Source organism: Dechloromonas hortensis, from assembly GCF_009469765.1.
Classification (GTDB): domain Bacteria; phylum Pseudomonadota; class Gammaproteobacteria; order Burkholderiales; family Rhodocyclaceae; genus Azonexus; species Azonexus hortensis.
The window spans coordinates 219,481-241,268 of record NZ_SSSQ01000005.1; the positions used below are offsets into that span (position 1 = coordinate 219,481).

Annotated in this window: 20 protein-coding genes; 17 read left to right on the forward strand and 3 right to left on the reverse strand. The window is 62.0% G+C overall.

The features are described 5' to 3' along the window. Positions 1–60: 60 nt before the first annotated feature. Both GH663_RS10950 and GH663_RS10955 read left to right on the forward strand, forming a co-directional pair. Complete coding sequence (locus tag GH663_RS10950) at positions 61–1,284, forward strand: porin (protein ID WP_153131715.1); 1,224 nt, start codon at positions 61–63, stop codon at positions 1,282–1,284. A 140-nt stretch (positions 1,285–1,424) separates the two neighbouring features. Continuing rightward, complete coding sequence (locus tag GH663_RS10955; RefSeq protein WP_157651226.1) at positions 1,425–1,841, forward strand: DUF302 domain-containing protein; 417 nt, start codon at positions 1,425–1,427, stop codon at positions 1,839–1,841. Positions 1,842–1,862: 21 nt separating this feature from the next. Here GH663_RS10955 and fnr read toward each other — a convergent pair whose 3' ends face one another. Next, complete coding sequence (fnr, locus tag GH663_RS10960; RefSeq protein WP_153131718.1) at positions 1,863–2,603, reverse strand: fumarate/nitrate reduction transcriptional regulator Fnr; 741 nt, start codon at positions 2,601–2,603, stop codon at positions 1,863–1,865. Positions 2,604–2,688: 85 nt separating this feature from the next. Between fnr and hemN the strand changes: the two genes are divergently transcribed. The 13 genes from hemN to GH663_RS11025 all read left to right on the forward strand — a co-directional run bounded on the left by hemN (position 2,689) and on the right by GH663_RS11025 (position 18,916). Then, on the forward strand, positions 2,689–4,092 hold the full coding sequence (gene hemN, locus GH663_RS10965; RefSeq protein WP_066881694.1) for an oxygen-independent coproporphyrinogen III oxidase: 1,404 nt from the start codon (positions 2,689–2,691) through the stop codon (positions 4,090–4,092). A 117-nt stretch (positions 4,093–4,209) separates the two neighbouring features. Continuing rightward, positions 4,210–4,881, forward strand: coding sequence for a sulfite exporter TauE/SafE family protein (locus GH663_RS10970; RefSeq protein WP_153131720.1), 672 nt, complete (start codon positions 4,210–4,212; stop codon positions 4,879–4,881). Between the two features lie 8 nt (positions 4,882–4,889). Then, positions 4,890–5,321 carry a universal stress protein gene (locus GH663_RS10975; protein ID WP_246181558.1) on the forward strand — a complete coding sequence of 144 codons (432 nt, stop codon included), beginning with the start codon at positions 4,890–4,892 and terminating at the stop codon, positions 5,319–5,321. Next, positions 5,318–7,552, forward strand: coding sequence for a heavy metal translocating P-type ATPase (locus GH663_RS10980; RefSeq protein ID WP_153131722.1), 2,235 nt, complete (start codon positions 5,318–5,320; stop codon positions 7,550–7,552). Before GH663_RS10975 ends, GH663_RS10980 begins: the two co-directional genes overlap by 4 nt. A gap of 26 nt (positions 7,553–7,578) precedes the next feature. Beyond that, positions 7,579–9,351, forward strand: coding sequence for a putative bifunctional diguanylate cyclase/phosphodiesterase (locus GH663_RS10985; protein WP_153131723.1), 1,773 nt, complete (start codon positions 7,579–7,581; stop codon positions 9,349–9,351). A 1-nt stretch (position 9,352) separates the two neighbouring features. Next, positions 9,353–9,559, forward strand: a complete 207-nt coding sequence (locus tag GH663_RS10990; protein WP_153131725.1) for a heavy-metal-associated domain-containing protein — start codon at positions 9,353–9,355, stop codon at positions 9,557–9,559. A 21-nt stretch (positions 9,560–9,580) separates the two neighbouring features. Beyond that, positions 9,581–10,627 carry a selenide, water dikinase SelD gene (selD, locus tag GH663_RS10995; RefSeq protein WP_153131727.1) on the forward strand — a complete coding sequence of 349 codons (1,047 nt, stop codon included), beginning with the start codon at positions 9,581–9,583 and terminating at the stop codon, positions 10,625–10,627. Between the two features lie 14 nt (positions 10,628–10,641). Then, positions 10,642–12,234, forward strand: coding sequence for a mechanosensitive ion channel domain-containing protein (locus GH663_RS11000; RefSeq protein ID WP_153131729.1), 1,593 nt, complete (start codon positions 10,642–10,644; stop codon positions 12,232–12,234). A 265-nt stretch (positions 12,235–12,499) separates the two neighbouring features. Further along, on the forward strand, positions 12,500–14,689 hold the full coding sequence (locus GH663_RS11005; protein WP_246181559.1) for a TonB-dependent receptor: 2,190 nt from the start codon (positions 12,500–12,502) through the stop codon (positions 14,687–14,689). Between the two features lie 57 nt (positions 14,690–14,746). Next, a complete protein-coding gene (locus GH663_RS11010) occupies positions 14,747–15,430 on the forward strand; it encodes a Fe2+-dependent dioxygenase (RefSeq protein WP_153131731.1) in 684 nt (227 codons plus the stop codon). Between the two features lie 113 nt (positions 15,431–15,543). After that, positions 15,544–16,719: an alpha-hydroxy acid oxidase gene (locus tag GH663_RS11015; protein ID WP_153131733.1), complete on the forward strand. Its 1,176-nt coding sequence runs from the start codon at positions 15,544–15,546 to the stop codon at positions 16,717–16,719. After that, positions 16,716–17,732, forward strand: coding sequence for a Fe(3+) ABC transporter substrate-binding protein (locus GH663_RS11020; protein WP_153131735.1), 1,017 nt, complete (start codon positions 16,716–16,718; stop codon positions 17,730–17,732). Before GH663_RS11015 ends, GH663_RS11020 begins: the two co-directional genes overlap by 4 nt. 59 nt (positions 17,733–17,791) lie before the next feature. Then, positions 17,792–18,916, forward strand: coding sequence for a DUF1513 domain-containing protein (locus GH663_RS11025; RefSeq protein ID WP_153131737.1), 1,125 nt, complete (start codon positions 17,792–17,794; stop codon positions 18,914–18,916). A gap of 291 nt (positions 18,917–19,207) precedes the next feature. Here the strand turns inward: GH663_RS11025 and GH663_RS11030 are convergent, their stop codons facing one another. Further along, positions 19,208–19,480, reverse strand: a complete 273-nt coding sequence (locus GH663_RS11030; RefSeq protein WP_153131739.1) for a hypothetical protein — start codon at positions 19,478–19,480, stop codon at positions 19,208–19,210. A gap of 110 nt (positions 19,481–19,590) precedes the next feature. On the opposite strand from GH663_RS11030, the gene GH663_RS11035 reads away from it, so the two are divergent. Next, a complete protein-coding gene (locus GH663_RS11035) occupies positions 19,591–20,205 on the forward strand; it encodes a 3'-5' exonuclease (RefSeq protein ID WP_153131741.1) in 615 nt (204 codons plus the stop codon). Between the two features lie 6 nt (positions 20,206–20,211). Then, complete coding sequence (locus GH663_RS11040) at positions 20,212–20,853, forward strand: glutathione S-transferase (RefSeq protein WP_153131743.1); 642 nt, start codon at positions 20,212–20,214, stop codon at positions 20,851–20,853. Between the two features lie 136 nt (positions 20,854–20,989). Here the strand turns inward: GH663_RS11040 and GH663_RS11045 are convergent, their stop codons facing one another. Then, the gene (locus GH663_RS11045) at positions 20,990–21,763 is read right to left on the reverse strand and encodes a sulfite exporter TauE/SafE family protein (protein ID WP_153131746.1); all 774 of its coding nucleotides are present in this window, start codon (positions 21,761–21,763) and stop codon (positions 20,990–20,992) included. Positions 21,764–21,788 lie beyond the last annotated feature (25 nt).

A 21,788-nucleotide genomic window follows, 5' to 3' on the forward strand; every position in this document is an offset into this window, starting at 1 on the left:
AAGTCCGGCACCAAGCATCGGTGCCGGCGGGGTTCAAGTACAAACATCCGGAGACATTCAATGAATCACAATCAGACCGTTCGTCCTTTGCTTTTCGCCATGCTTGCCAGTCTGAGCGGCGCCAGTCAGGCCGTCAGCTTCACCCATAACGACATCACGCTCGATATCAATGGCACGATCAACGGCTTCTACGTCAACCGCGAAGCCCAGTCGATCAACCGCGCCACCGGCGCTTCGACGACGACGAATAACAGCGAACTGACCAACGGCCTGTTGCCGGGCTGGATCAACTTTGTCGCCACGACCCAGGCCAATGGCCAGGACATCAAGGCGCACTTCAGCTTCGCGCCCGGCATCAACAACAATTCGCAGACCGTCGGCCTGCCGATCGGTAACAACGCCGGTGGCGCCGGGACGACCAATCCCTACAGCCAGATCGACACTCGCAACGTCTATTTCCAGTTCGGCAACAGCAGCTGGGGTACCTTGAAGTTCGGTCGTGACATCGGTCTCTTCGGCCAGAACATCATCCTCTCCGACATGACCCTGATCGGCGTCGGCGGCACCAGCAATGCCGGCATCCCGTACAACACCACCTTCGGCATGATCGGCCACGGCTACATGTACACCGGCTTCCAGCCGCAGATCACCTATACGACGCCGAACCTGAACGGCCTCCAGGCCGCGATCGGCATCTTCCAGCCGAGCAAGTTCGCCGGTGACGAAACGAAGGCGCCGGGCATCCAGGGGATGGCCAGCTACGATTGGAAAGGCAGCTCGGCCAGCGGCAAGTTGTGGACCGGTTTTGTCAGCCAGACGACCAGTTGCTCGGTCAGCCCTTGCTCGACCAGCTCGTTCAGCGCCAATGGCTTCGAACTCGGCGCCAAGGCCGGCTTCGGCAACTTCGAAGCGGTCGCCTATGCCTTTACCGGCAGTGGCCTCGGCTTGTCCACGGTCGGTGCCCAGTTCTACGGCGGCAGCAATGGCGCCGGCAACAAGACCGATTCGGACGGCTATTTCCTGCAGGGTACCTACAAGTTCGGCGACACCAAGGTCGGCCTGAACTACGGCGAGAACAAGGACAAGAACGGCTATGCGCTGACCGGCGCCAGCCCGATGAACAGCATCAAGAACCGCGCTTATACGCTGGGCGTTTATCATTCGCTGAACAAGTTCATCACCCTGGTCGGTGAGTTCAACGATGAAAAGGTTACCAATGTCTCTGACACCAACTACGACAACAAGAACCGGACCCTGTCCTTTGGCGGCATCATCTTCTTCTGATTCTTGCTGAATCGATATCCGCCATGTTCCGGATGTCACCCTCGTCTTTGCTCTTGTTGGCGCCCTTCGGGGCGCCTTTTTTTCTGCGCTCGGCGTTTAGCCTGCTGATTGGGCTGGCCTGTTGCCTGGGGTCACCGGTCGTGGCGGCCGACGATGTGGCGACGAAAGTGGTCGCCGGCAGCGATTTCTCGGCGACGCGCGAAGCCCTGGTCGAAGCCATCGAGGCCGAAGGGCTGGTGGTCAGCGCGGTGATTCCCTTCAACCAGATGCTGGCGCGTACGGCGGGCGATCTGGCCAAAAGCGCCAGTCCGTTCGTTGGGGCCGAAATCGTCCAGTTCTGTAGCAGTCAGCTGGCCTGGCAACTGCTGGAAGAGGATGTCAGCCAGATTGCCTTGTGTCCGCTGTCGATTGCTGTCTATACGACGCCGGGCGAGCCGGCTGCGGTCGTGCTGGCCTGGCGGATGCCGGGGCAGGGCAGCGCCGGCCGGGGGCGCGCCGAAAAACTGCTGCGCAAGATAGTTGACCGCGCCGCCGAGCTGGCCCGGCTGCGCTGGTAGTTCCTGGGCGTAGCGCTCCGCTCAGGAGCGGTGGTTCATCAGGGCCTTCAGGCCATTCACGTTGAGAATGCGGATGTGCTTCTGCTGGACGGCGATGTGGCCTTCCTCCTGGAAGCGGGAGAAGGCGCGCGATACCGTTTCGAGTTTGAGGCCGAGGTAGCTGCCGATCTCGTCGCGCGTCATGCGCAGGTAAAACTCGGCATGCGAAAAGCCACGGGCCGTGAAGCGCTGCGACAGGTTGAGCAGGAAGGCGGCCAGTCGCTCTTCGGCGCGCATCGTGCCGAGCAGCATCATCACGCCATGATCGCGGACGATTTCACGGCTCATCACCTTGTGAAAATGGTGCTGCAGCGTGTGAATCTCACGCGACAGGCTTTCCAGGCGCGAGAAGGGAATGGCGCAGATTTCGCTGTCTTCGAGGGCGATCGCATTGCAGGTATGGTGCTCGGTGCTGATACCATCCAGCCCGAGCAGTTCGCCGGCCATTTGAAAACCGGTGACCTGATCGCGGCCATCTTCAAGGAGTACGTCGGTCTTGAAGAAACCGCTTCGGATGGCGTAGATGGCGTCAAAGGCTTCGCCGGCCCGATAAAGGTGGTCGCCACGCTTGATGCGGCGGCGGGTGGAGACAAGATCATCCAGCCGCTCCAATTCTTCGATATTGAGCCCGAAAGGCAGGCACAATTCGCGCAGGTTGCAGTTGGAGCAGGCGGTCTTGATGACCGAAAGGGATATTTCCCCGGAGGTGGAATGTTGGGGCATAGTCAACCTGCGTTCGCTTGATCCAAGTCAACCACGATTCGGCGCCATCCGAACATAATCCGACCTACATTTGGTGGTATGTCTAATGAATTTCGCAACTGAAAACCTCGTCTTCGATCCTCAGATCATTCGCCGCTTCGATGTGAACGGCCCACGCTACACGTCCTACCCGACGGCCGACCGCTTCGTCGAGGCTTTCGACTCGGACGCTGCAAAGCTGTGGCTTGGCAAGCGGAACATTGGCGGTATTAGCCGACCGCTCTCATTATACTTCCACATCCCTTTCTGCAACACCATTTGCTATTACTGCGCCTGTAACAAGATCATCACCAAGGATCACGGGCGCAGTGCCAAGTACTTGAAGTACCTGGCCAAGGAACTGGCGATCCAGAGCGCGGCACTCGATGCCCAGGAAGGCGGCAACGAGGTCATCCAGCTGCACTGGGGTGGCGGTACGCCGACTTTCCTGTCGCACGACGAGATGCGTCAGCTGATGGGCGAGACGCGCAAGCATTTCAAGCTGCTCGACGGTGGCGAATATTCGATCGAAGTCGATCCGCGCAAGGTGGATTACTCGACCGTGGCGCTGCTCGGCGAACTCGGTTTCAACCGGATGAGCGTCGGCGTCCAGGATTTCGATGAGCGCGTCCAGGTCGCCGTCAATCGCGTGCAGAGCGTCGAAGAAACGGCCAACGTGATCAATGCGGCGCGCGGCAACGGCTTCAAGTCGGTCTCCGTCGATCTGATCTACGGCCTGCCGCACCAGACAGTGATGGGCTTTAACCGGACGCTGGAGCGCGTGCTGGAAATGGACCCGGATCGCCTGTCAATCTACAACTACGCTCACCTGCCGACCCTGTTCAAGCCGCAACGCCGGATCGACGAAAAGGATTTGCCGTCGGCCGACACCAAGCTGCAGATTCTGGCACTGGCGATCAAGAAGCTGACCGAAGCCGGTTACGTCTTCATCGGCATGGATCACTTCGCTAAGCCGGATGACGAGCTGGCCGTCGCCCAGCGCCAGGGCCGCCTGCATCGCAATTTCCAGGGCTACTCGACGTACGCCGACTGCGACATGCTGTCGTTCGGTATTTCGTCGATCAGCAAGGTCGGGCCGACCTACTACCAGAACGTCAAGACCGCCGAGGAATACTACGACGGTCTCGATGCCGGCTCGCTGCCGGTCTTCCGTGGTATTGAGCTGACCGCCGACGATATTCTGCGTCGTTCGATCATCCAGGCCCTGATGTGCCATTTCGAGCTGTCGATCGAAAGCATCGAAAGCGCGCACCTGATCGATTTTCACAAGTATTTCGAGGCCGAGCTGGAAGACCTCAAGGAAATGGAGCGCGGCGGTCTGCTGAAGATCGATCGCGACTGGATCACCGTCTTGCCGCCGGGCCGCATGCTGGTCCGCGTCATCACCATGGCGTTCGACCGCTATCTGCGGGCCGACCGTCAGCGCAAGCGCTACTCCAAAGTCATCTGATTGGCTGCGATCCCGCCTGGTGGCGGGATCGTGTCGCTGCGCGTTGTCCTGGAATGCCGCCTGTAGCCGAAGGGGGCGGGTTAAACTCTCCGCTTTGCCAACTCCCTGCTTTGACTGATGCCTGATTCCGGCTATCTCGCGCTTTTTCTCGTCGGTCTGCTCGGCGGAACCCATTGTGTCGGCATGTGCGGCGGCATTGTCGGGGCGCTCTCGATGGGCGGCCCGGCACGCTGGTCGATGCACCTTGCCTACAATGTCGGGCGCGTTCTCTCCTATGCCACGGCCGGCGCCATCGCCGGTGCTCTCGGGGCGGCCAGCCTGGGCTTGGAGGGACAGATGCCGGTCCGCCTCGTGCTGTATTTTCTCGCCAACCTGATGCTGGTCGCGCTCGGCCTTTACCTGCTCGGTGTGACGCGGGCGCTGGCTTTCAGCGAGCGGCTCGGGCAGCATCTTTGGCGTCGGTTGCAGCCGCTGACCCGGAAATTCCTGCCGGCGCGGACGGTGGCCCAGGCCTTTCCGCTCGGCCTGCTCTGGGGGTGGCTGCCTTGCGGTCTGGTGTACAGCGCCCTGGCCAGTGCCTTGACGGCAGGTTCGAGCGGTCGTGGGGCCTTGCTGATGCTGGCTTTCGGCCTCGGGACCTTGCCAAATCTGTTGCTGGCGGGCATCGTATTGGCGAGGATGAATGAGTTCGTCCGTCGACCGTCGGTGCGCATTTTTTCCGGCTTGCTCGTTCTCGGTTTCGGTTTGTACGGCCTGCTTGGCCTGCTGCGTTTGCTGCACTGGATTTAGGATTCGCCATGACTATGAAAATTTTGCTGCCGGTTGATGGTTCAGCCTGCGCCTTGCGTGCTGTCGACCATCTGATTGCCCACCTTGCCTGGTATAGCGAGGTACCGGAAATTCATCTCCTGCATGTTCATCCGCCGATTCCGATCGGTCGCGTTCAGGCGCATATCGACAAGGAGACCTTGCATGCCTACTACCTCGAAGAGAGTCAGTCGCAGCTGGTCGAGGCCCAGCAAAAACTCGATGCAGCGGGCCGTTTTCACACGACACATATCCACGTCGGTCAACCGGCCGAGGTGATTGCCCGGGTGGCCCATGAACTGGCGTGCGACATGATCGTCATGGGCTCGCATGGTCGTGGCACCGTGGCCGGCCTGGTTATGGGCTCGGTGGCGAACCGCGTGCTGCATCTGACTCAGTGCCCGGTGTTGCTGGTCAAATGAGCGAAGGCGAGAGCGGGCGGGTCGTCGAATTCGCCATTGGCGGCATGACCTGCGCTGCCTGCTCGGCGCGGCTAGAAAAAGTCCTGAATCGCCAGCCTGGCATGCAGGCCAACGTCAATCTGGCGGCGGAGCGGGCACGGGTGCGGCTGCTGGGTGCGGCCGATGAAGCAGCGGTGCTGGCGGCGGTCGCCAAGGCCGGTTTTGTCGCAGAACTGGTCGATAGCCAGACCCGCGAGCGTGAAAAAGCCGAAAAAATGCGGGTCTACCGCAGCGAGATCAAGCGTTTCTGGATTGCCGTAGCACTGACCTTGCCGCTGGTTGGGCAGATGCTTTTCATGTTCGGCGAGCATGGCCACCAGAACGAATTGTCGCGCTGGCTGCAACTGGTGCTGGCGACGCCGGTCCAGTTCTGGATTGGCTGGCGCTTCTACGACGGCGCCTTCAAGGCGCTGCGCGGCGGCGGTGCCAACATGGATGTGCTGGTAGCCCTGGGGACCAGTATGGCCTGGGGGTTTTCCGCTGTGGTGACGGTTTTTGCGCTGGATCAGCATGTCTATTTTGAAGGTGGTGCGGCGGTCATCACGCTGGTCCTGCTCGGCAAACTGCTTGAGGCACGAGCCAAGGCGCGGACCTCGGAGGCCATCGAGGCACTGATCAGACTGCAGCCGAAAACGGCCCGCGTCGAGCGCGACGGGCAGTGGGTCGAAATGCCGGTCGATGCCCTGATGCCGGGCGATATATTCATGGTTCGTCCGGGCGAAAGCGTGCCGGTCGATGGCGAGGTGGTCGAGGGCGACTCCAGCATCAACGAGGCGATGCTGACTGGCGAAAGCATGCCGGTGCACAAGCTGGCCGGCGACCAGGTGTTCGCGGCGACGGCCAACGGCCAGGGGGCCTTGCGCTGCCGGGCGACCGGGGTGGGTGAGCATACGCTGCTCGCCGGCATCATCCGGTTGGTCGGCGAAGCGCAGGGTTCGAAGGCGCCGGTGCAGCGAATGGCCGACCGCATTTCGGCGATTTTCGTGCCGGTGGTGTGCGGCATCGCCTTGGTGACTTTTGTCGGCTGGTGGTGGTATTCGGGCTTCTTTGCCGAGGCGCTGGTCAATGCGGTGGCGGTGCTGGTCATTGCCTGCCCTTGCGCGCTCGGCCTGGCGACACCGACGGCGATCATGGTCGGCACCGGGCAGGGGGCACGGGCCGGGATTCTGGTCCGGAATGCCGAGGCGCTGGAGCGGGCCGAACGGGTCACGGTGCTGGCCCTCGACAAGACCGGTACGCTGACCCTCGGCGAGCCGCAGGTGACCGAACTGGTCGTGCGCCACGGCGACGAAGCGAGGGCGCTGCGGCTGGCGGCGGCGCTCGAGCAGGGCTCTGAACATCCGCTGGCACGGGCGATTCTGGCGCGCCATGCGGCTTCGCTGAGCAGTCCTGCGACCATGGAAGAAAAGGCTGCTCCTAGGACCATAGAAGAAAATGCTGGCCCTAGGGTCGACCTGCCAAAAACGACAAATTTCAAGGCGCATGCCGGGCTTGGCGTCAGTGCCGAGCTTGACGGGCGCGAGTTGCGCCTCGGTTCGCCGGACTGGCTGGGCCTCGCCGATGACGAGTCGGTCCGCCGTTTGCAAGGCGTGGGGAAGACGGTGGTCGGGCTGGCCGAGCAGGGTGAGGTGCTTGCCTTGTTTGCGATTGCCGATGCGCTGCGACCGACCTCGAAGCGTGCGGTCGAGCGTTTGCGCCAGCGCGGTATCCGCGTCGTGATGCTGACCGGCGACAACGCGCTGACGGCGGCAGCAATTGCTGCCGAAGCCGGGATCGTTGAATTCCGGGCCGGGGTGTTGCCTGGCGACAAGGCAACGGTAATCAGTGAATTGAGGGCCGATGGCGCTTTGGTCGCCATGGTCGGCGATGGCGTCAACGATGCGCCGGCACTGGCCGCGGCCGATGTCAGTTTCGCCATCGGCGCCGGTTCCGACGCGGCGATCGAGGCGGCCGACCTTACACTGATCCGCAGCGACCTGCACGGGGTGGCTGATGCGATCGATCTTTCCGCCGCCACCTTGGGCAAAATCCGGCAGAATCTGTTTTTCGCCTTCATCTACAATGTACTGGGCATTCCGCTTGCCGCTCTCGGACTGCTCAACCCGGTGGTGGCCGGGGCGGCGATGGCGATGAGTTCGGTGTCGGTGGTTTCCAATTCGCTGCTGCTGAAGCGCTGGCACGCCAAACGCTGAAACAAGACAAATAACGAAGGGCCTTGATGACCGTTGCCGCCGGAAAAACCATACTCGAGCAGGACCTTTCCGACGCGACGGGCGGTGCGGGCGAGTTCGCCCACCATGCGCTGACGCTGGCCGAACAGGGAGAAATGTTCCGGTCCACGATGGATGCCGCCCAAGTCGGCATCTTCATCCTGCAGGACCGCCGCTTCAAGTACGCCAACCCGTATTTCCTGCGCCTGTTCGGTTTTACCGCCGAAGAACTGGTCGACCGCCTGGGTCCGCTCGATATCGTCGTTCCCGAACAGCACCCGGTCGTGCTCGAACAGATGCAGCAGCGGATGAGCGGCGTCATCGGTCACAATTACGAACTGACGGCGGTGCGCAAGAATGGCTCGACCTTTCCGGCCATGGTGCGCGGTTCACCGGTAACCTTCGGCGGCCAGCCGGCCTCGGTCGGCACCGTGCTCGATGTCTCGGCCCAGAAGGCGGCCGAGCAGCGCATTCGCGAACTGGCCGATTTCGACGTGTTGACCGGGCTGCCCAACCGTCGCTTGTTGCGCGACCGCTTCGCCCAGTTGCTGGCCGGGGCCGAGCGCGACAAGTCGGCGATCGCCCTGATCTTTCTCGACCTCGATCATTTCAAGCGGGTTAACGATTCGCTCGGCCACAGCGTCGGCGATGACCTGTTGTGCGAAGTGGCACGCCGGGTCGATACCGTCATTCGGCGGGTCGATACCGTGGCCCGCTTGGGTGGCGATGAGTTCATCTTCGCCCTGCCGGCGACGCACACCGCCGCAGCCACCGAAGTGGCGCGCCGGCTGCTCGAAGTGTTCGGCAAGCCGTTTGCCGTTGCCGGCCACGAACTGACGGTGACCGGCTCGCTCGGCATCAGCCTCTTCCCGCAGGATGGCGAGGATCTGGAAACCCTGCTCAAGAACGCCGACGCGGCGATGTACAAGGCCAAGGAACTGGGCCGCAACACCTTCCAGTTCTACAACAGCGCGATGAATACGGCGACGCTGGAACGCCTGCTGATGGAAAGCAATCTGCGGCGCGCCCTGATTCAAGAGGAATTCACGCTGGTGTACCAGCCGCTGGTCAGCTTGCAGAGCGGCCTGGTGATCGGCGTCGAAGCGCTGATCCGATGGCGGCATCCCGATCTCGGCATGATCATGCCGGACCGTTTCATCCATGTCGCCGAAGAGACCGGGCTGATCAATCAGATCGGCGACTGGGTGCTGTGCGAGGCCTGCCGGCAGGCCCAGCGCTGGGTCAAGGCCGGTTTGCCGCCGCTGATCATGGCGGTCAACGTGGCGCCGGTGCAGTTTCGCCAGGCCGGTTTCGTCGAAGTGGTGGCCGGCGCGCTCGCCGCCTCCGGCCTGGAGGCCAGCCGGCTCGAACTGGAAGTCACCGAACGGACCGTGATGCACGATGCCGACATCAATCTCGGCACCTTGTCGGCCTTGCACCGGATGGGCGTCGAACTGTCGCTCGATGATTTCGGTACCGGCTATTCGTCACTGGCCTACCTGAAGCGTTTTCCGGTCGGCAAGCTGAAGATCGATCGTTCCTTCATCAACGATCTGGAAACCGATGCCGATGATCAGGCCATCGCCTCGACCATCGTCAGTATGGGGCGCAACCTGCGCCTGACCGTACTGGCCGAAGGCGTCGAAACCGTCGAGCAACTGGCGCTGTTGCGTAAAATGGGGTGCGACATGGCGCAGGGCTATCACTTCAGCCGACCGCTGCCGGCCGAGCAGATCGCCGACTTGCTGCGCCAGCAACCCTTCATGAACAGGAATGACTGAAATGGAAAACACCCTTATCAAGGTCGGCGGCATGAGCTGCCAGGGCTGCGTCAAGAACATCACCGGCGTGCTGACTGCCTTGCCCGGCGTCGCTTCGGCCGAAGTCTCGCTGGAGGCGGCCGAGGCCCGGGTCGCCTTCGACCCGCAGATGGTCAGCCGCGAGGCGCTGCTCGGCGCCATCGAGGATGCTGGCTTCGACGCCGAATAGCCGCTGGAACAAGGAAACGAAGTGCCTGAACAAACCATCAAACTGACCCAGCTTTCGCATGGCGGCGGCTGTGGCTGCAAGATTGCGCCCGGCGTCCTGCAAAAAATCCTGGCCGGCACAACGCCGGGCATCATTCCGCCGCAATTACTGGTCGGTACCGAAACCGCCGACGATGCCGCGGTGTACCAGATCAACCCGCAGCAGGCGATCGTTGCGACGACGGACTTTTTCATGCCGATCGTCGATGATCCTTTCGATTTCGGGCGCATCGCGGCGACCAATGCCATTTCCGATGTCTACGCGATGGGCGGCACGCCGCTGTTCGCGCTGGCCCTGGTCGGCATGCCGGTCAATGTGCTGCCGCTGGAAACCATCGCCAAGATTCTCGAAGGCGGCGAGTCGGTCTGTCGTGCGGCGGGGATTCCGATTGCCGGCGGCCACACCATCGATTCGGTCGAGCCGATTTATGGTCTGGTCGCCATCGGCCTGGTCAATCCGGCCCATCTCAAGCGCAACTCGTCGGCCCAGGCCGGCGACAAGCTGATTCTGGGCAAGCAACTGGGCGTCGGTGTCTATAGCGCGGCGCTGAAGAAGGGCCTGCTCACCGAGAACGACTATCAGGCGATGGTCGAGACGACGACCCAGCTCAACACGCCGGGGCCGGTGCTGGCCTGCCTGGATGGGGTGCATGCGGTGACCGATGTGACCGGCTTCGGCCTGCTCGGCCACTTGCTGGAAGTGTGCAAGGGTAGCCAGCTTCGGGCCAATGTGAAATTTTCCGATCTGCCGCTGCTCGGCAAGGCCATGGACTTCGCTCGCGCCGGCCAGGTGACCGGGGCTTCCGGGCGCAACTGGGCGAGCTACGGCGAGAGCGTCAATCTCGCCGCCCACCTGGGCGAAGCTGAGCGCGCCCTGCTGACCGACCCGCAGACCTCGGGCGGCCTGCTGGTCTCCTGTGCGCCGGAGAGCGTCACCGAAGTATTGTCCATTTTCCTGCAACAGGGCTTCACCCACGTTTCGGTGGTAGGCGAGGTCGGTGCAGGCGAGCCGGGAATCGACGTCGTCTAAACGAGGAGTCTGCCATGTGCCATCCGCTGTCCCTGCTGCGTTGCTTGTTACTGACGATGCTGCTGGCGATGGTCGGTGGCCTGCACGCCAAGGAGCCGGCCGCGCCGGAGGCGGTGCTGAAATTTGCCAACCGCGAGATCGTCACGCTACGCGCGACGGTGCAGGGGGCGACGCCGGAAAACCGGGTCCGGCGCATCGAAGAGCGCCTGCGTGCACTTGGCGAAGCGGATCTGGCGCAACCGATCAGCCGCAATCATGTGGTGCTGGAAGGGCGCAAGGGGATCGTCTTCAGCCTTGGCGACCGCATGCTGTTCGGGCTCTACGAGGCTGATCTCGACGAGGAGCAGCGGCTGAGCCTGGAGGTGGCGGCCGAGCAGGTCGAAAAGCGTTTCCGCGAGGCGCTCAAGGTCAAGGATGAGCAACTGCGTGGCCCGGTGTTGCTCAAGGGCATCCTGCTTTCCTTGCTGGCGACGGCGATCATGCTCAGCCTGTTGTGGGCGATCCAGCGGACCACTCGTTTCATACTGGGGCGTCTGCAGCAGCGGGTACAGAATGTGCGCGGCAACGACAAGGTGGGTTGGACCGAACATGCCTGGCTGCTGATCAGTCGCCTGGCCCAGTTGATCCTCGCTTTCCTGTGGCTGTCGGTGGCTTACCTATGGTTTACCTACGTGTTGGGTACCTTCCCGCTGACCCAGCCGTTCGCCGACAAGCTGTCCGGCTTCCTCATCGACTTGCTCGGCATGCTCGGGCATGGCGTGATTTCTGCCCTGCCGGGGCTGTTGACCGCAGCGGTCATCCTGTTCCTGACCAAGGCGGTCAACGACGTCCTGGCCAATGTTTTCCAGAATGTCGATCAGGGCAAGACGACCATCCCCGGTGTTCATCAGGAGACCGCCCGTGCCACCCGGCGTCTGGTCGGCATCCTGGTCTGGGGCGGTGGCATCGCCGTGGCTTATCCCTATCTGCCGCTGGCCGAAAGCGATGCCTTCAAGGGCTTGTCGGTCATGTTTGGCTTCATGCTGACTCTCGGCTCGGCCGGTATCGTCACGCAATTGATGAGCGGCCTGGTGCTGATCTACTCGCGGGCGCTGCATGTTGGCGATTTCGTCAGCGTCGGTGAGGTCGTCGGTGTGGTCAAGGAAATGGGGGCGCTGTCGACGAAGGTGGTCAATATGCGCAATGAGGAAATCACCATTCCCAATGCCGTGCTGGTCGGCAACCCGATCAAGAACTACACCAGCAACGGGGCGACGAAAGGGGCGCTGCTGTCGACCTCGGTGACGATCGGTTACGACACGCCGTGGCGGCAGGTTCATGCCATGCTGGTCAAGGCGGCCGAGGCTACCGGCGGTCTGCGTTCTGACCCGCAACCTTTCGTCAGGCAGAAGAGCCTGCAGGATTTCTACGTCGAATACGAGCTTTTTGCCTATGTCGACCGGCCGCTGGAGCGGGTCGATATCCTCTCCGAACTGCACGCCAATATTCAGGACCAGTTCAACAGCCACGGCGTCCAGATCATGTCGCCGCATTTCGTGCTGCAGCCGAAGACCAACGTTGTCGTCAGCCGCGACAACTGGTTTGCCGAGCCGGCCGACAAGCCCTGAGCTGCCGCCCGGTCTGCCGGGCTTTACCTCGTTTAACAACCTGCGCATTCCTGAGTGGATTATGTGACAAGTTGTAACGTAACAGCAAATGCGATATATTCGCATTTGTATTCAGGTTTTCTCGCCCGGCTCAGCGCCAGGTTCGAGCCGCCTGCAAGAATTCAGGATACCGGTGCTCGATCGAGCGCCAGGGATCCGCAGATATCCCGGCAAGCCAGCCTCTATGCCAGCCAGCCACCCCAACTGACTGTCTTGAGGTATTTTCGTGAACACTACAAACTCGCCTGAATCGAAGGTTTCCGAACTTTCGTCCGAAATGGGCTCGGGGGTAAGCGCCGAACGGCGCGCCAAATTGTTGCCGCTGGGGGCGATGGTCGTTGCCGGCTTGTTCGGCGCGGCCAATGCGTCGGCCGCCGACGAGCAAACGCTGCCGGCGGTGACCGTCAAGGCCAATGCCGAACAGCAGGATGGCGTCCGCGCCACCAAGACCCGGGTCGGCAAGGTCGTCCAGGATCCGCACGATGTACCGCAGGCGATCACGACGATCACCCGCTCGCTGATGGAGGAGCAGGAAGCCAATTCGCTGCGCGAAGCACTGCGCAACGTTTCCGGCCTCTCCTTCAATGCCGCCGAAGGCGGCCGTTCCGGCGACAACATGATGTTGCGCGGCTTCTACACCTTTGGTGACATGTACCTCGACGGCATTCGCGACACCGCCCAGTACGACCGCGAAGTGTTCAACCTGGAGCAGGTCGATGTGCTGCGCGGTGCCGCTGCCATGCTGTTCGGGCGCGGCCAGGCCGGTGGAGTCATCAACCAGGTCAGCAAGACGCCGATGCTGTATGGCATCAACAAGGTCAATGTCGGAGTCGGTACCAACGGTTTCTTCGAAACCAAGGCCGACCTCAACCAGCGCATCGGTGAAACGACCGCCATCCGTTTGAACGTGATGAAGCGCGACGAAGACAGCGGTCGCTCCAATCCGGTAAGCGGGACGACGCCGGAAATCCACCGCCAGGGCTTTGCGCCGAGCATTTCCTTCGGTCTCGGCACTAACCACGAAATCACTCTGAGTCATTTGTGGACGCAGAGCAATGATCGCCCGGACTACGGCGTGCCGTTCAACAGTGTGGCCAAGAAGCCGGAAAGCAACTACGCCAACAACAAGGATTACTGGGGCGTCAGCGGCAGTTTCGACGAGAGCCAGACCAACGTCTCGACCCTGAACTACCTGTTCAAGATTTCGCCGGATACCCAGTGGCGCACCGTCGTTCGGGCCGCCAACTACAAGCGCTCCTACTGGGCCGTGGCGCCGCAGGGTGGGGCGCCGACGGCGAACAGCCTGGCTTCGCAAGCGAAGACTCGCGAATTCGACACGGACAACTTTGTTGTGCAGAGCGACCTCAACACCGCCTTCTCGATCTTCGGCATGAAGAACGAATTGGTTACCGGGGTTGAGTACCTGAAGGAAGACTCGACCCGCTGGGCCTTGCAGAACTTGGGTACCGCCAGCAAACCGGTCTACAAGTCTGGCCGCTTCACTTCGGCGGCACCAAATACCTACCAGGGCGACACCTACAGCGCCTACGTCCAGGACACGCTGGAATTCGTGCCTGACTGGAAGTTGACCGCCGGGGTCCGTCGCGACGAGATGCGCTCCGAGTACCAGTCGCCGGTCGGCTCGACAGGCGCCTCAACCAATTTCCGCGGCGATTTTGGCGAGAACAGCTACCGTACCGGTCTCTCCTGGCAGCCGTCGGCCGCCCAGCACTACTATCTGGGCTGGAGCGATTCGTTCAGCCCGACCGCCGACCTTTACCAGTTGTCCGGCAGCCAATACCCGGCCGAACGTTCCAAGGTCAGCGAAATCGGTGCCAAGTGGCTGCTGCTTGATGGCAATCTGGCTTTCCGTACCGCGGTGTACCATGCCGTCAAGGATTGGGAACGCAATACCGACCTCGAGTCGACCGCTTCGATCCTGACCAAGAAACGCGAGTCGGACGGTATCGAGCTTGAACTGGCCGGCCGCGTCACTGACAACTGGGAAGTCTTCAGCGGCCTGTCGCTGATCGATGCCGAGATTCTCGAAGTTGCGCCGGGCAACGGCAACAAGAACTTCGTCGGCCAGATGCCGCGCAATACGCCGAAGCAGACCTTCAACCTCTGGACGACCTACAAGTTGCCGCTCGGCTTCAAGGTCGGCGGCGGCATGGAGTACAAGAGCAAGCGTTACGGCGGGGCGCCGACCGGAACGGCTGCCTTCAATCCGAACTGGGTGCCTTCCTATACCCGTTGGGATGCGATGGTGGCTTACGAACAGCCGAAATACGCCATCAAGTTCAACATCCAGAACGTCTTTGACAAGGTCTATTACGACGCGATCTACGACAACGGTGGCTTCACCTATGTCGGCCAGGCTCGTCGTTTCATCCTGAGCACCGAGTACAAGTTCTAAGCGCACGCACTACCCAGCCCCCTCGCTTCGCCGAGGGGGTTTTCGCTTGAGGAAGCCATGCTGATCACCATCGACAACGTTTTGACCCCGGAAGAGCTGTCCACCGCCAGAGAGTTGCTGGCCCGCTCCAACTGGTCGAGCGGTCAACTAACGGCCGGCCTGCAGGCCGCCCGCGCCAAGAACAACGAACAACTGGCCGAAAATGCCGAGCATTTGCCGGCCCTGCGCCGCCTGGTACTGCAGGCCCTGAACCGCAATGCCACCTTCTTTACGGCGGCGTTGCCGCTGAAAATCCTGCCGCCTTTTTTCAACCGCTACAGCGGCGACAGCAACTACTACGGCTTCCACACCGACAACGCCATGCGCCAGATGCCGGACGGCAGCGGCTACGTGCGGGCCGACGTCTCGGCGACGCTGTTCTTCTCCGAGCCCGACGACTACGAAGGCGGCCTGCTCACCATCGAGGATACCTTCGGCAAGCACGGCCTGAAGCTCAAGGCCGGCAGCATGGTCGTCTATCCCTCGACCTCGATCCACGAAGTGGCGCCGGTCACCCGGGGCGAGCGCGTTTCCTGCTTCATGTTCATGCAGAGCATGGTGCGCGACCCCGGCCAGCGCCGCATGCTCTACGACATGGACATGGCGCTGCTCGACCTGCGCGAAGCGCATGGCGACAGCGACCCGGTCGTTCGCCTGACCGGCTGCTACCACAACCTGCTGCGTCGCTGGGCGGATTCGTGATGCGTGAATTCATGTCATTCCCGCGAAAGCGAGAATCCAGACGGCGGCCAATGTCTTCTGAACATCTCTGGATTCCCGCCGACGCGGGAATGACGGAGTGGGGGGGCTAAGCGATGTTCAACGCTCCACTGCTCGACGGCATTCCGCGCGACATCGTCGCGCTCGCCGACTACGAGGCCTATGCCCGCCGCCGGCTCGACGACAACGCCTGGGCCTATCTCGATGGCGCTGCAGCCGACGAACTGACGCAGGCCTGGAACCGCGCCGCCTTCGACCGCCGTGCCTTGCTGCCACGCGTGATGGCCGATGTTGCCGGCGGCCATTGCCGGACGACGCTGTTCGGCCACGAACTGCCCAGCCCGGTGCTGCTGGCGCCGGTCGCCTGGCAAAAACTGTTTCACCCGGAAGGCGAACTGGCCACCGCTTATGCCGCCTCGGCACTGGGCGCCGGCTTCGTGCTCAGCACGCTGGCCACCTGCCAGATCGAGGAAGTGGCGGCGGCCGCACGCCAGGGCGGCGATGGGCCGCGCTGGTTCCAGCTTTACCTGCAGCCCGAACGCAGCCTGAATGCCGAACTCGTCCAGCGCGCCGAGGCCGCCGGTTACGAGGCCATCGTGTTCACCGTCGATGCGCCGCTACACGGCATCCGCAATCGCGAGCAGCGCGTTGGCTTCCAACTGCCGCCAGGCATCGAGGCGGTCAATCTGCGCCGCCCGGCGCAGCCTGACGATACCGAGGGCGCCGCCCGGCGGACCCGTTCGGATGCCGAAAAGCGTGCCCGGCGCGGGCCGAGCGCCGTCTTCGACGACCTCATGCCGCATGCGCCGACCTGGCGCGATCTCGACTGGCTGCTGGCGACGACGCGGCTGCCGGTCGTCGTCAAGGGCATCCTGCACCCGGATGATGCGGTTCGTGCGGTCGACCTCGGCGCAGCCGGCATTATCGTTTCCAACCACGGCGGCCGCACGCTCGACACGCTGCCGGCCAGCCTCGACGCCTTGCCGGCCGTCGCCGACCGCCTGCTTGGCCGCGTTCCCATCCTGCTCGATGGCGGTATCCGGCGCGGGACCGACATCTTCAAGGCGATCGCCCTCGGCGCCTCGGCGGTGCTGATCGGCCGCCCCTACATCCACGCCCTGGCCGCCGCCGGCCCGCTCGGCGTCGCCCACGTGCTGCGCCTGCTGCAGGACGAACTGGAGGCGACCATGGCCTTGTGCGGCGTCGCCAGTCTGGACCGTATTTCCACCGATTATTTCAAAGACCCTTCTTTCAGGAGAACCGACCCATGAACAAGAAACTGACGCTGCTCGCGCTGCTGCTGGCGACCACCGGCTTCGCCGCCCAGGCCCAGGAAAAGGTACTCAACCTCTATTCCGCCCGCCACTACCAGACCGACGAGAAGCTCTACGACAACTTCACCAAGCAGACCGGTATCAAGATCAACCGCATCGAAGGCAAGGAGGAAGAGTTGATGGAGCGCATCCGCAACGAAGGCGCCAACAGCCCGGCCGATGTCTTCGTGACTGTCGATGCGGCCCGCCTGGCGACAGCCGATGCCCTCGGCCTGTTCGCTCCGGTCAAGTCGAAGACGCTGGAAGCGCGCATCCCGGCCCACCTGCACACCGACACCTGGTTCGCCTTCTCGACCCGCGCCCGCGTCATCATCTACAACCGCAATGCGGTCAAGGCGGAAGACGTCGCCACCTACGAATCGCTGGCCGACCCCAAGCTCAAGGGCAAGCTGTGCAGCCGTTCCGGCGCCCATCCCTACAACCTGTCGCTGGTTTCCTCACTGATTGCGCATGATGGCGAAGCGAAGACCGAAGAGTGGGCCAAGGGCGTCGTCGCCAATTTCGCCCGTGCCCCGAAGGGCGGCGACACTGACCAGATCAAGGCGGTGGCGGCCGGCGAATGTGGCGTCGCCGTCTCCAATACCTACTACCTGGCGCGCCTGATCCGTTCCGACAAGATCGATGACCGCCGGATGATGGAGCGCATTGGCATTGTCTGGCCCAACCAGTCCAGTCATGGCACCCACATCAACATTTCCGGGGCTGGTGTCGTCAAGACCTCGAAGAACCAGGAAGTGGCCGTCAAGTTCCTCGAATACCTAGCCAGCGACGATGCCCAGCGCTATTTCGCCGACGGCAACAACGAATGGCCGGTGGTCGCCAGCGTCGTCACCAACAACCCGGCGCTGGAAGCGATGGGCAAGTTCAAGGCCGACACGCTGCCGATCGGCACGCTGGCCAAGAACATCGTTGCCGCCCAGAAACTGCTCGACCGCGCCGGCTACCGCTAAGCACACAGGCCCGGCTGGCCGGGCCTGATTCGTTTCAAACCGCTGTTGATGGAATTGCCATGAATCGTCGTCAATTACTGCTCACCCTGGCCGGTCTGGCCGCCATGCCGAAACTGGCGCTGGCCGCCGGCACCTCCAGTCAGGCCGTGCTCGGGGCCGCCTGGCGCGGCCCGAACAAGAGCGATTCCTATTTTGCCGGCGCCCTGGTCGCCGACTGGGAAAGCCGCAAGCTCGCCATCCGCTATGCCGTTCCCTTGCCGACCCGGCCGCACGGCCTGCTCGGTGAGGCCGATGGCAGCCTGCTGGTGGTCGGTGTCCGGCCCGGTACCTGGTTGCTACGTTGTGATGACAAGGGGCAACTGATGCAGCAGGTCCGGCTCGATGCAGAGGGCTCGCCGACCCGTCTGAACGGCCATATCGTGCTCGGTGCCAAGGGCGACGTGCTGTACACCACCGAAACCGATCTCCAGAGCGGGCGCGGCCGGATCGGTGTGCGCGATCGGCAGAGCCTAAAGAAACTGGCCGAATGGGATACCCACGGCGTCGATCCGCACCAGCTGGTGCTCGACCACGAAGGGCAGCTGATCGTCGCCAATGGCGGCGTGCCACGTACCCCGGCCGACAAGAAATACGACCTGCACCGCATGGACCCGTCGCTGGTCCGGCTCGATGCTAAAAATGGCCAGTTGCTGCGCCAGTGGAAGCTGGACGACCCGCGCCTCAGCTTGCGTCACCTGGCCTGGAGCCAGAGCCCGGTCGATGCCGATGCCTACCTCGGCATCGCGATCCAGGCCGAGCACGACGAAGCGGGCAAGCGGGCGGCGGCGCCGATTCTCGCCATTCTCGACGACGACAAACTGTTTGTTCCGACCCGCGCCAATGATGGTATCGGCTACGCCGGCGACATCACCGCTGCCTATAACGGCGGTTTCGCACTGTCCAGCAACCAGGCCGGTCTCGCTCAGTTGTGGCACCCGGGTAGCCCGGACAAGCTGACACCGATCGTCGAGCTGCAGGAAGCCTATGCGCTGGCCGGCTGGCAAGGGCCGGGCAAGGGCGGCGGCGTGCTGGTCGCCACCGCTCTCGGCCTGGTCCGCTGGCACCCGACGGCCAAGCCGGCCATGCTGCCCTGGCCGCAGCCGATGGCGCTGGACAACCACTGGGTCTTGCTCAGCGAAGCCTGAGCAGAGTGGGACGACTTGGCGGTGGTTCAGGCGCGGTGAGCCGCTGTAAAACTGGGCAGCAGGTTTACTTCGTCATCATTTACCTGAAGACCTGGCGTCATCCAGGGATTGGGCCATCTGTTGGGTGGTATCAAGCTCAGCGTCCCGCAATGGTAATTCGGACGCAGGCGTGGGTTGCGCAGTTTGGGGCGCCTGGTTTCGCTCAGTGCCTTTTGTGCGCTCCCTGCCACGCTTGAACACTGCTTCAACGCAACCGGATTTGATAGTCAGTTTGCTCATTTCGAGACCAGCTTAGGGCAACTCGACGATACAGAAGTAATCTGGCTCGCCGAATAGCATGCTGACGAAAACCCGGCCAGGGTTACACTGCAGGCATTCCCGGATATCTTCAGCACCGCTGGGCAATTCATCGACCCCAAGCTCAAAAACGTGATTGCCCTCGCTAGCGAGGCCGCTTAACAGGTCTTCAGCGTTCAAGTAGCTATCAGCTTCCGTGTGGACAGTCCCATAGGTGTATTGCTCAGGCTTGTCATGGCTGGGGACGAGTGCGGCGAGATAGAACATGATGGCGTCCTTGGGTAGGGAGCGCTGACTATAAGCAAGTTCCCGGCACCTTGGCAAATGAGACAATTGGCGCCAATGAATTGCGAATTGAACCGCCAGGGGAATGAATTTTGGACGCTGTAGCTGTAATCGACTTTGAAACGACTGGTTTGTCCCCCGCACAGGGGGATCGTGCGACTGAAATAGCGGCCGTCATTCTCGAAAACGGCAAGGTCGTGGACCGTTACCAGAGCTTGATGAACGCCGGCGTGCGCATCCCTTCGTTCATCGAGGAGCTCACCGGGATTTCGAATGCCATGATTCGCCAGGCGCCAACGGCGGCCAACGTCATGCGAGAAGTCTCGGACTTCGTTGGCGACATTCCCCTCGTTGCCCACAATGCCTCATTCGACTGCAAGTTCTGGGATGCGGAGGTGGCGCGCATCAACCTCACCAGACGGCAGGAGTTCGCATGCTCACTGCTGCTTGCAAGGCGTCTCCTCCCACAGGCCCCAAGCCACAAACTCGGTGCCCTCGTCGAATTCGCCAATCTGCCGTTGGCAGGCCGCGCTCACCGGGCTTTAGCTGATGCCGAGATGGCGGCCAGCCTTCTGACGCACCTGGCAGATGAGTTGCGGAGCAGGTATGGGATTCGTCAGGTGACGCATGAATTGCTGCGCAAGATTCAAGGCGTCCCCAAGGCGAAGGTCGAACAGCTCCTGGCAAAACATCAACAGTCTCAGTAGCTGAGCATGCAAAAACCACTGCTCTACACCTACCGCCGATGCCCATACGCAATGCGAGCAAGAATGGCGCTCTTGGTCGCTGGCATCGAATTCGACGCGCATGAGGTGTCGTTACGAGGCAAGCCTTCGGAGATGCTGACCCTTTCACCGAAGGGCTCGGTTCCCGTCATGCTTCTGCCGGATGGCACCGTATTGGAGCAAAGCTGGGACATCATGTGCTGGGCGCTGAGCCAGGACGCAACCAGGAGTTGGTGGGAACCGGCTCAATCGACTGAAAACCTGGACTGGCTGGCCAGGAACGACGGTGGGTTCAAACACCATCTCGACCGGTATAAATACTCGGAGCGTTACAACGAGACAGACCGGACTGGACATCGTGAAAATGCGCTCGCAACCTTTCTCAGGCCGCTAAGCAGTCGGCTGGAACAGCGCAGCTTCCTTGGCGGAAGCGAGCCCTGTGCAACCGACCTCGCGCTCTTCCCGTTCGTGCGGCAATTCGCGGCGGTGGAGCCGGATTGGTTTGAACTGTTGCAACTGCCAGCGCTACAGGCATGGCTGGCCAACTGGCTTTCCAGCCCCTTGTTTCTGCACTGCATGTACAAACTACCCGGTCAAACGACTGTGCCATTTCCATCGTCAGGGTACTAGGTGTCGCTGCTAGGCAGGCTGTCGTCAGTGGCCGTTGCCTGCGCCACGCTGTCGAACTCGATCACCAGCGTGCGCTGCTTCAGGCCTTGCTCGTACACCTTCGCAGGTGCACCTAACCACGATGTGTTGCGATCGTCTATTTCAGCAGGAGCTGTTTAAGTAGTAACCAAAGGGCTGTGCCAAGGATCATCCAGGCGAAGGCGGTCTTCATCGTCCGCTCCGGAAGCCGGTGGGCCAACGAGACGCCGAGCGATACGGTGAATAAGCCGCCGATGGCCAACGGCAAACCGATTGACCAGTCTACTTGTCGAGCACCACCGTAAGTCATCAGGGCGACAATTGAACAGGGGGTCACAAGGGCCAGGGAGAGGCTTTGGGCGACTGTCTGCCGTTGGCCGAAACAACCGGTGAAGATGGGCGTTGCGACCAATCCGCCGCCCACACCGAGCAGCCCCATGCAGGCACCACCGACAATGCCGACCAGGGGCATCAATTTAAGGTTGAAACGGCTATGCGTCTCGACCGGACTGGGGGTTCGCCGTTGCGACAGCAAGCGGAGCGCCAGGATGAGGAGGCAGACGCTAAAGACCGTACGCAAGACATTCGGATTCAAGCCGGTTGCCACATAGGCGACAACCAGCGTGGTGGCTGAAGCGAGCAATCCGATTTGAATGGCGGCTCGCCAGGGTATGGGGTGACGCCGGGTATACCGCCACCACCCGACAAGCAGAATCGGCACCATCATGGCCAGTGAGGTTCCCTGAGCCAGGGCTTGCTCCATGCCAAAGGCCAGCGCCAGGAAAGGAATGGCGATGATGCCGCCACCGATACCGAACAGCCCGCCAAAGAAGCCCAATGCAGCGCCCAGCGCGAGGATGGAGAGAAGATCGACAATTGCCAGGAGATGCATTGAATGGATTTTCCGGATCGGTTGA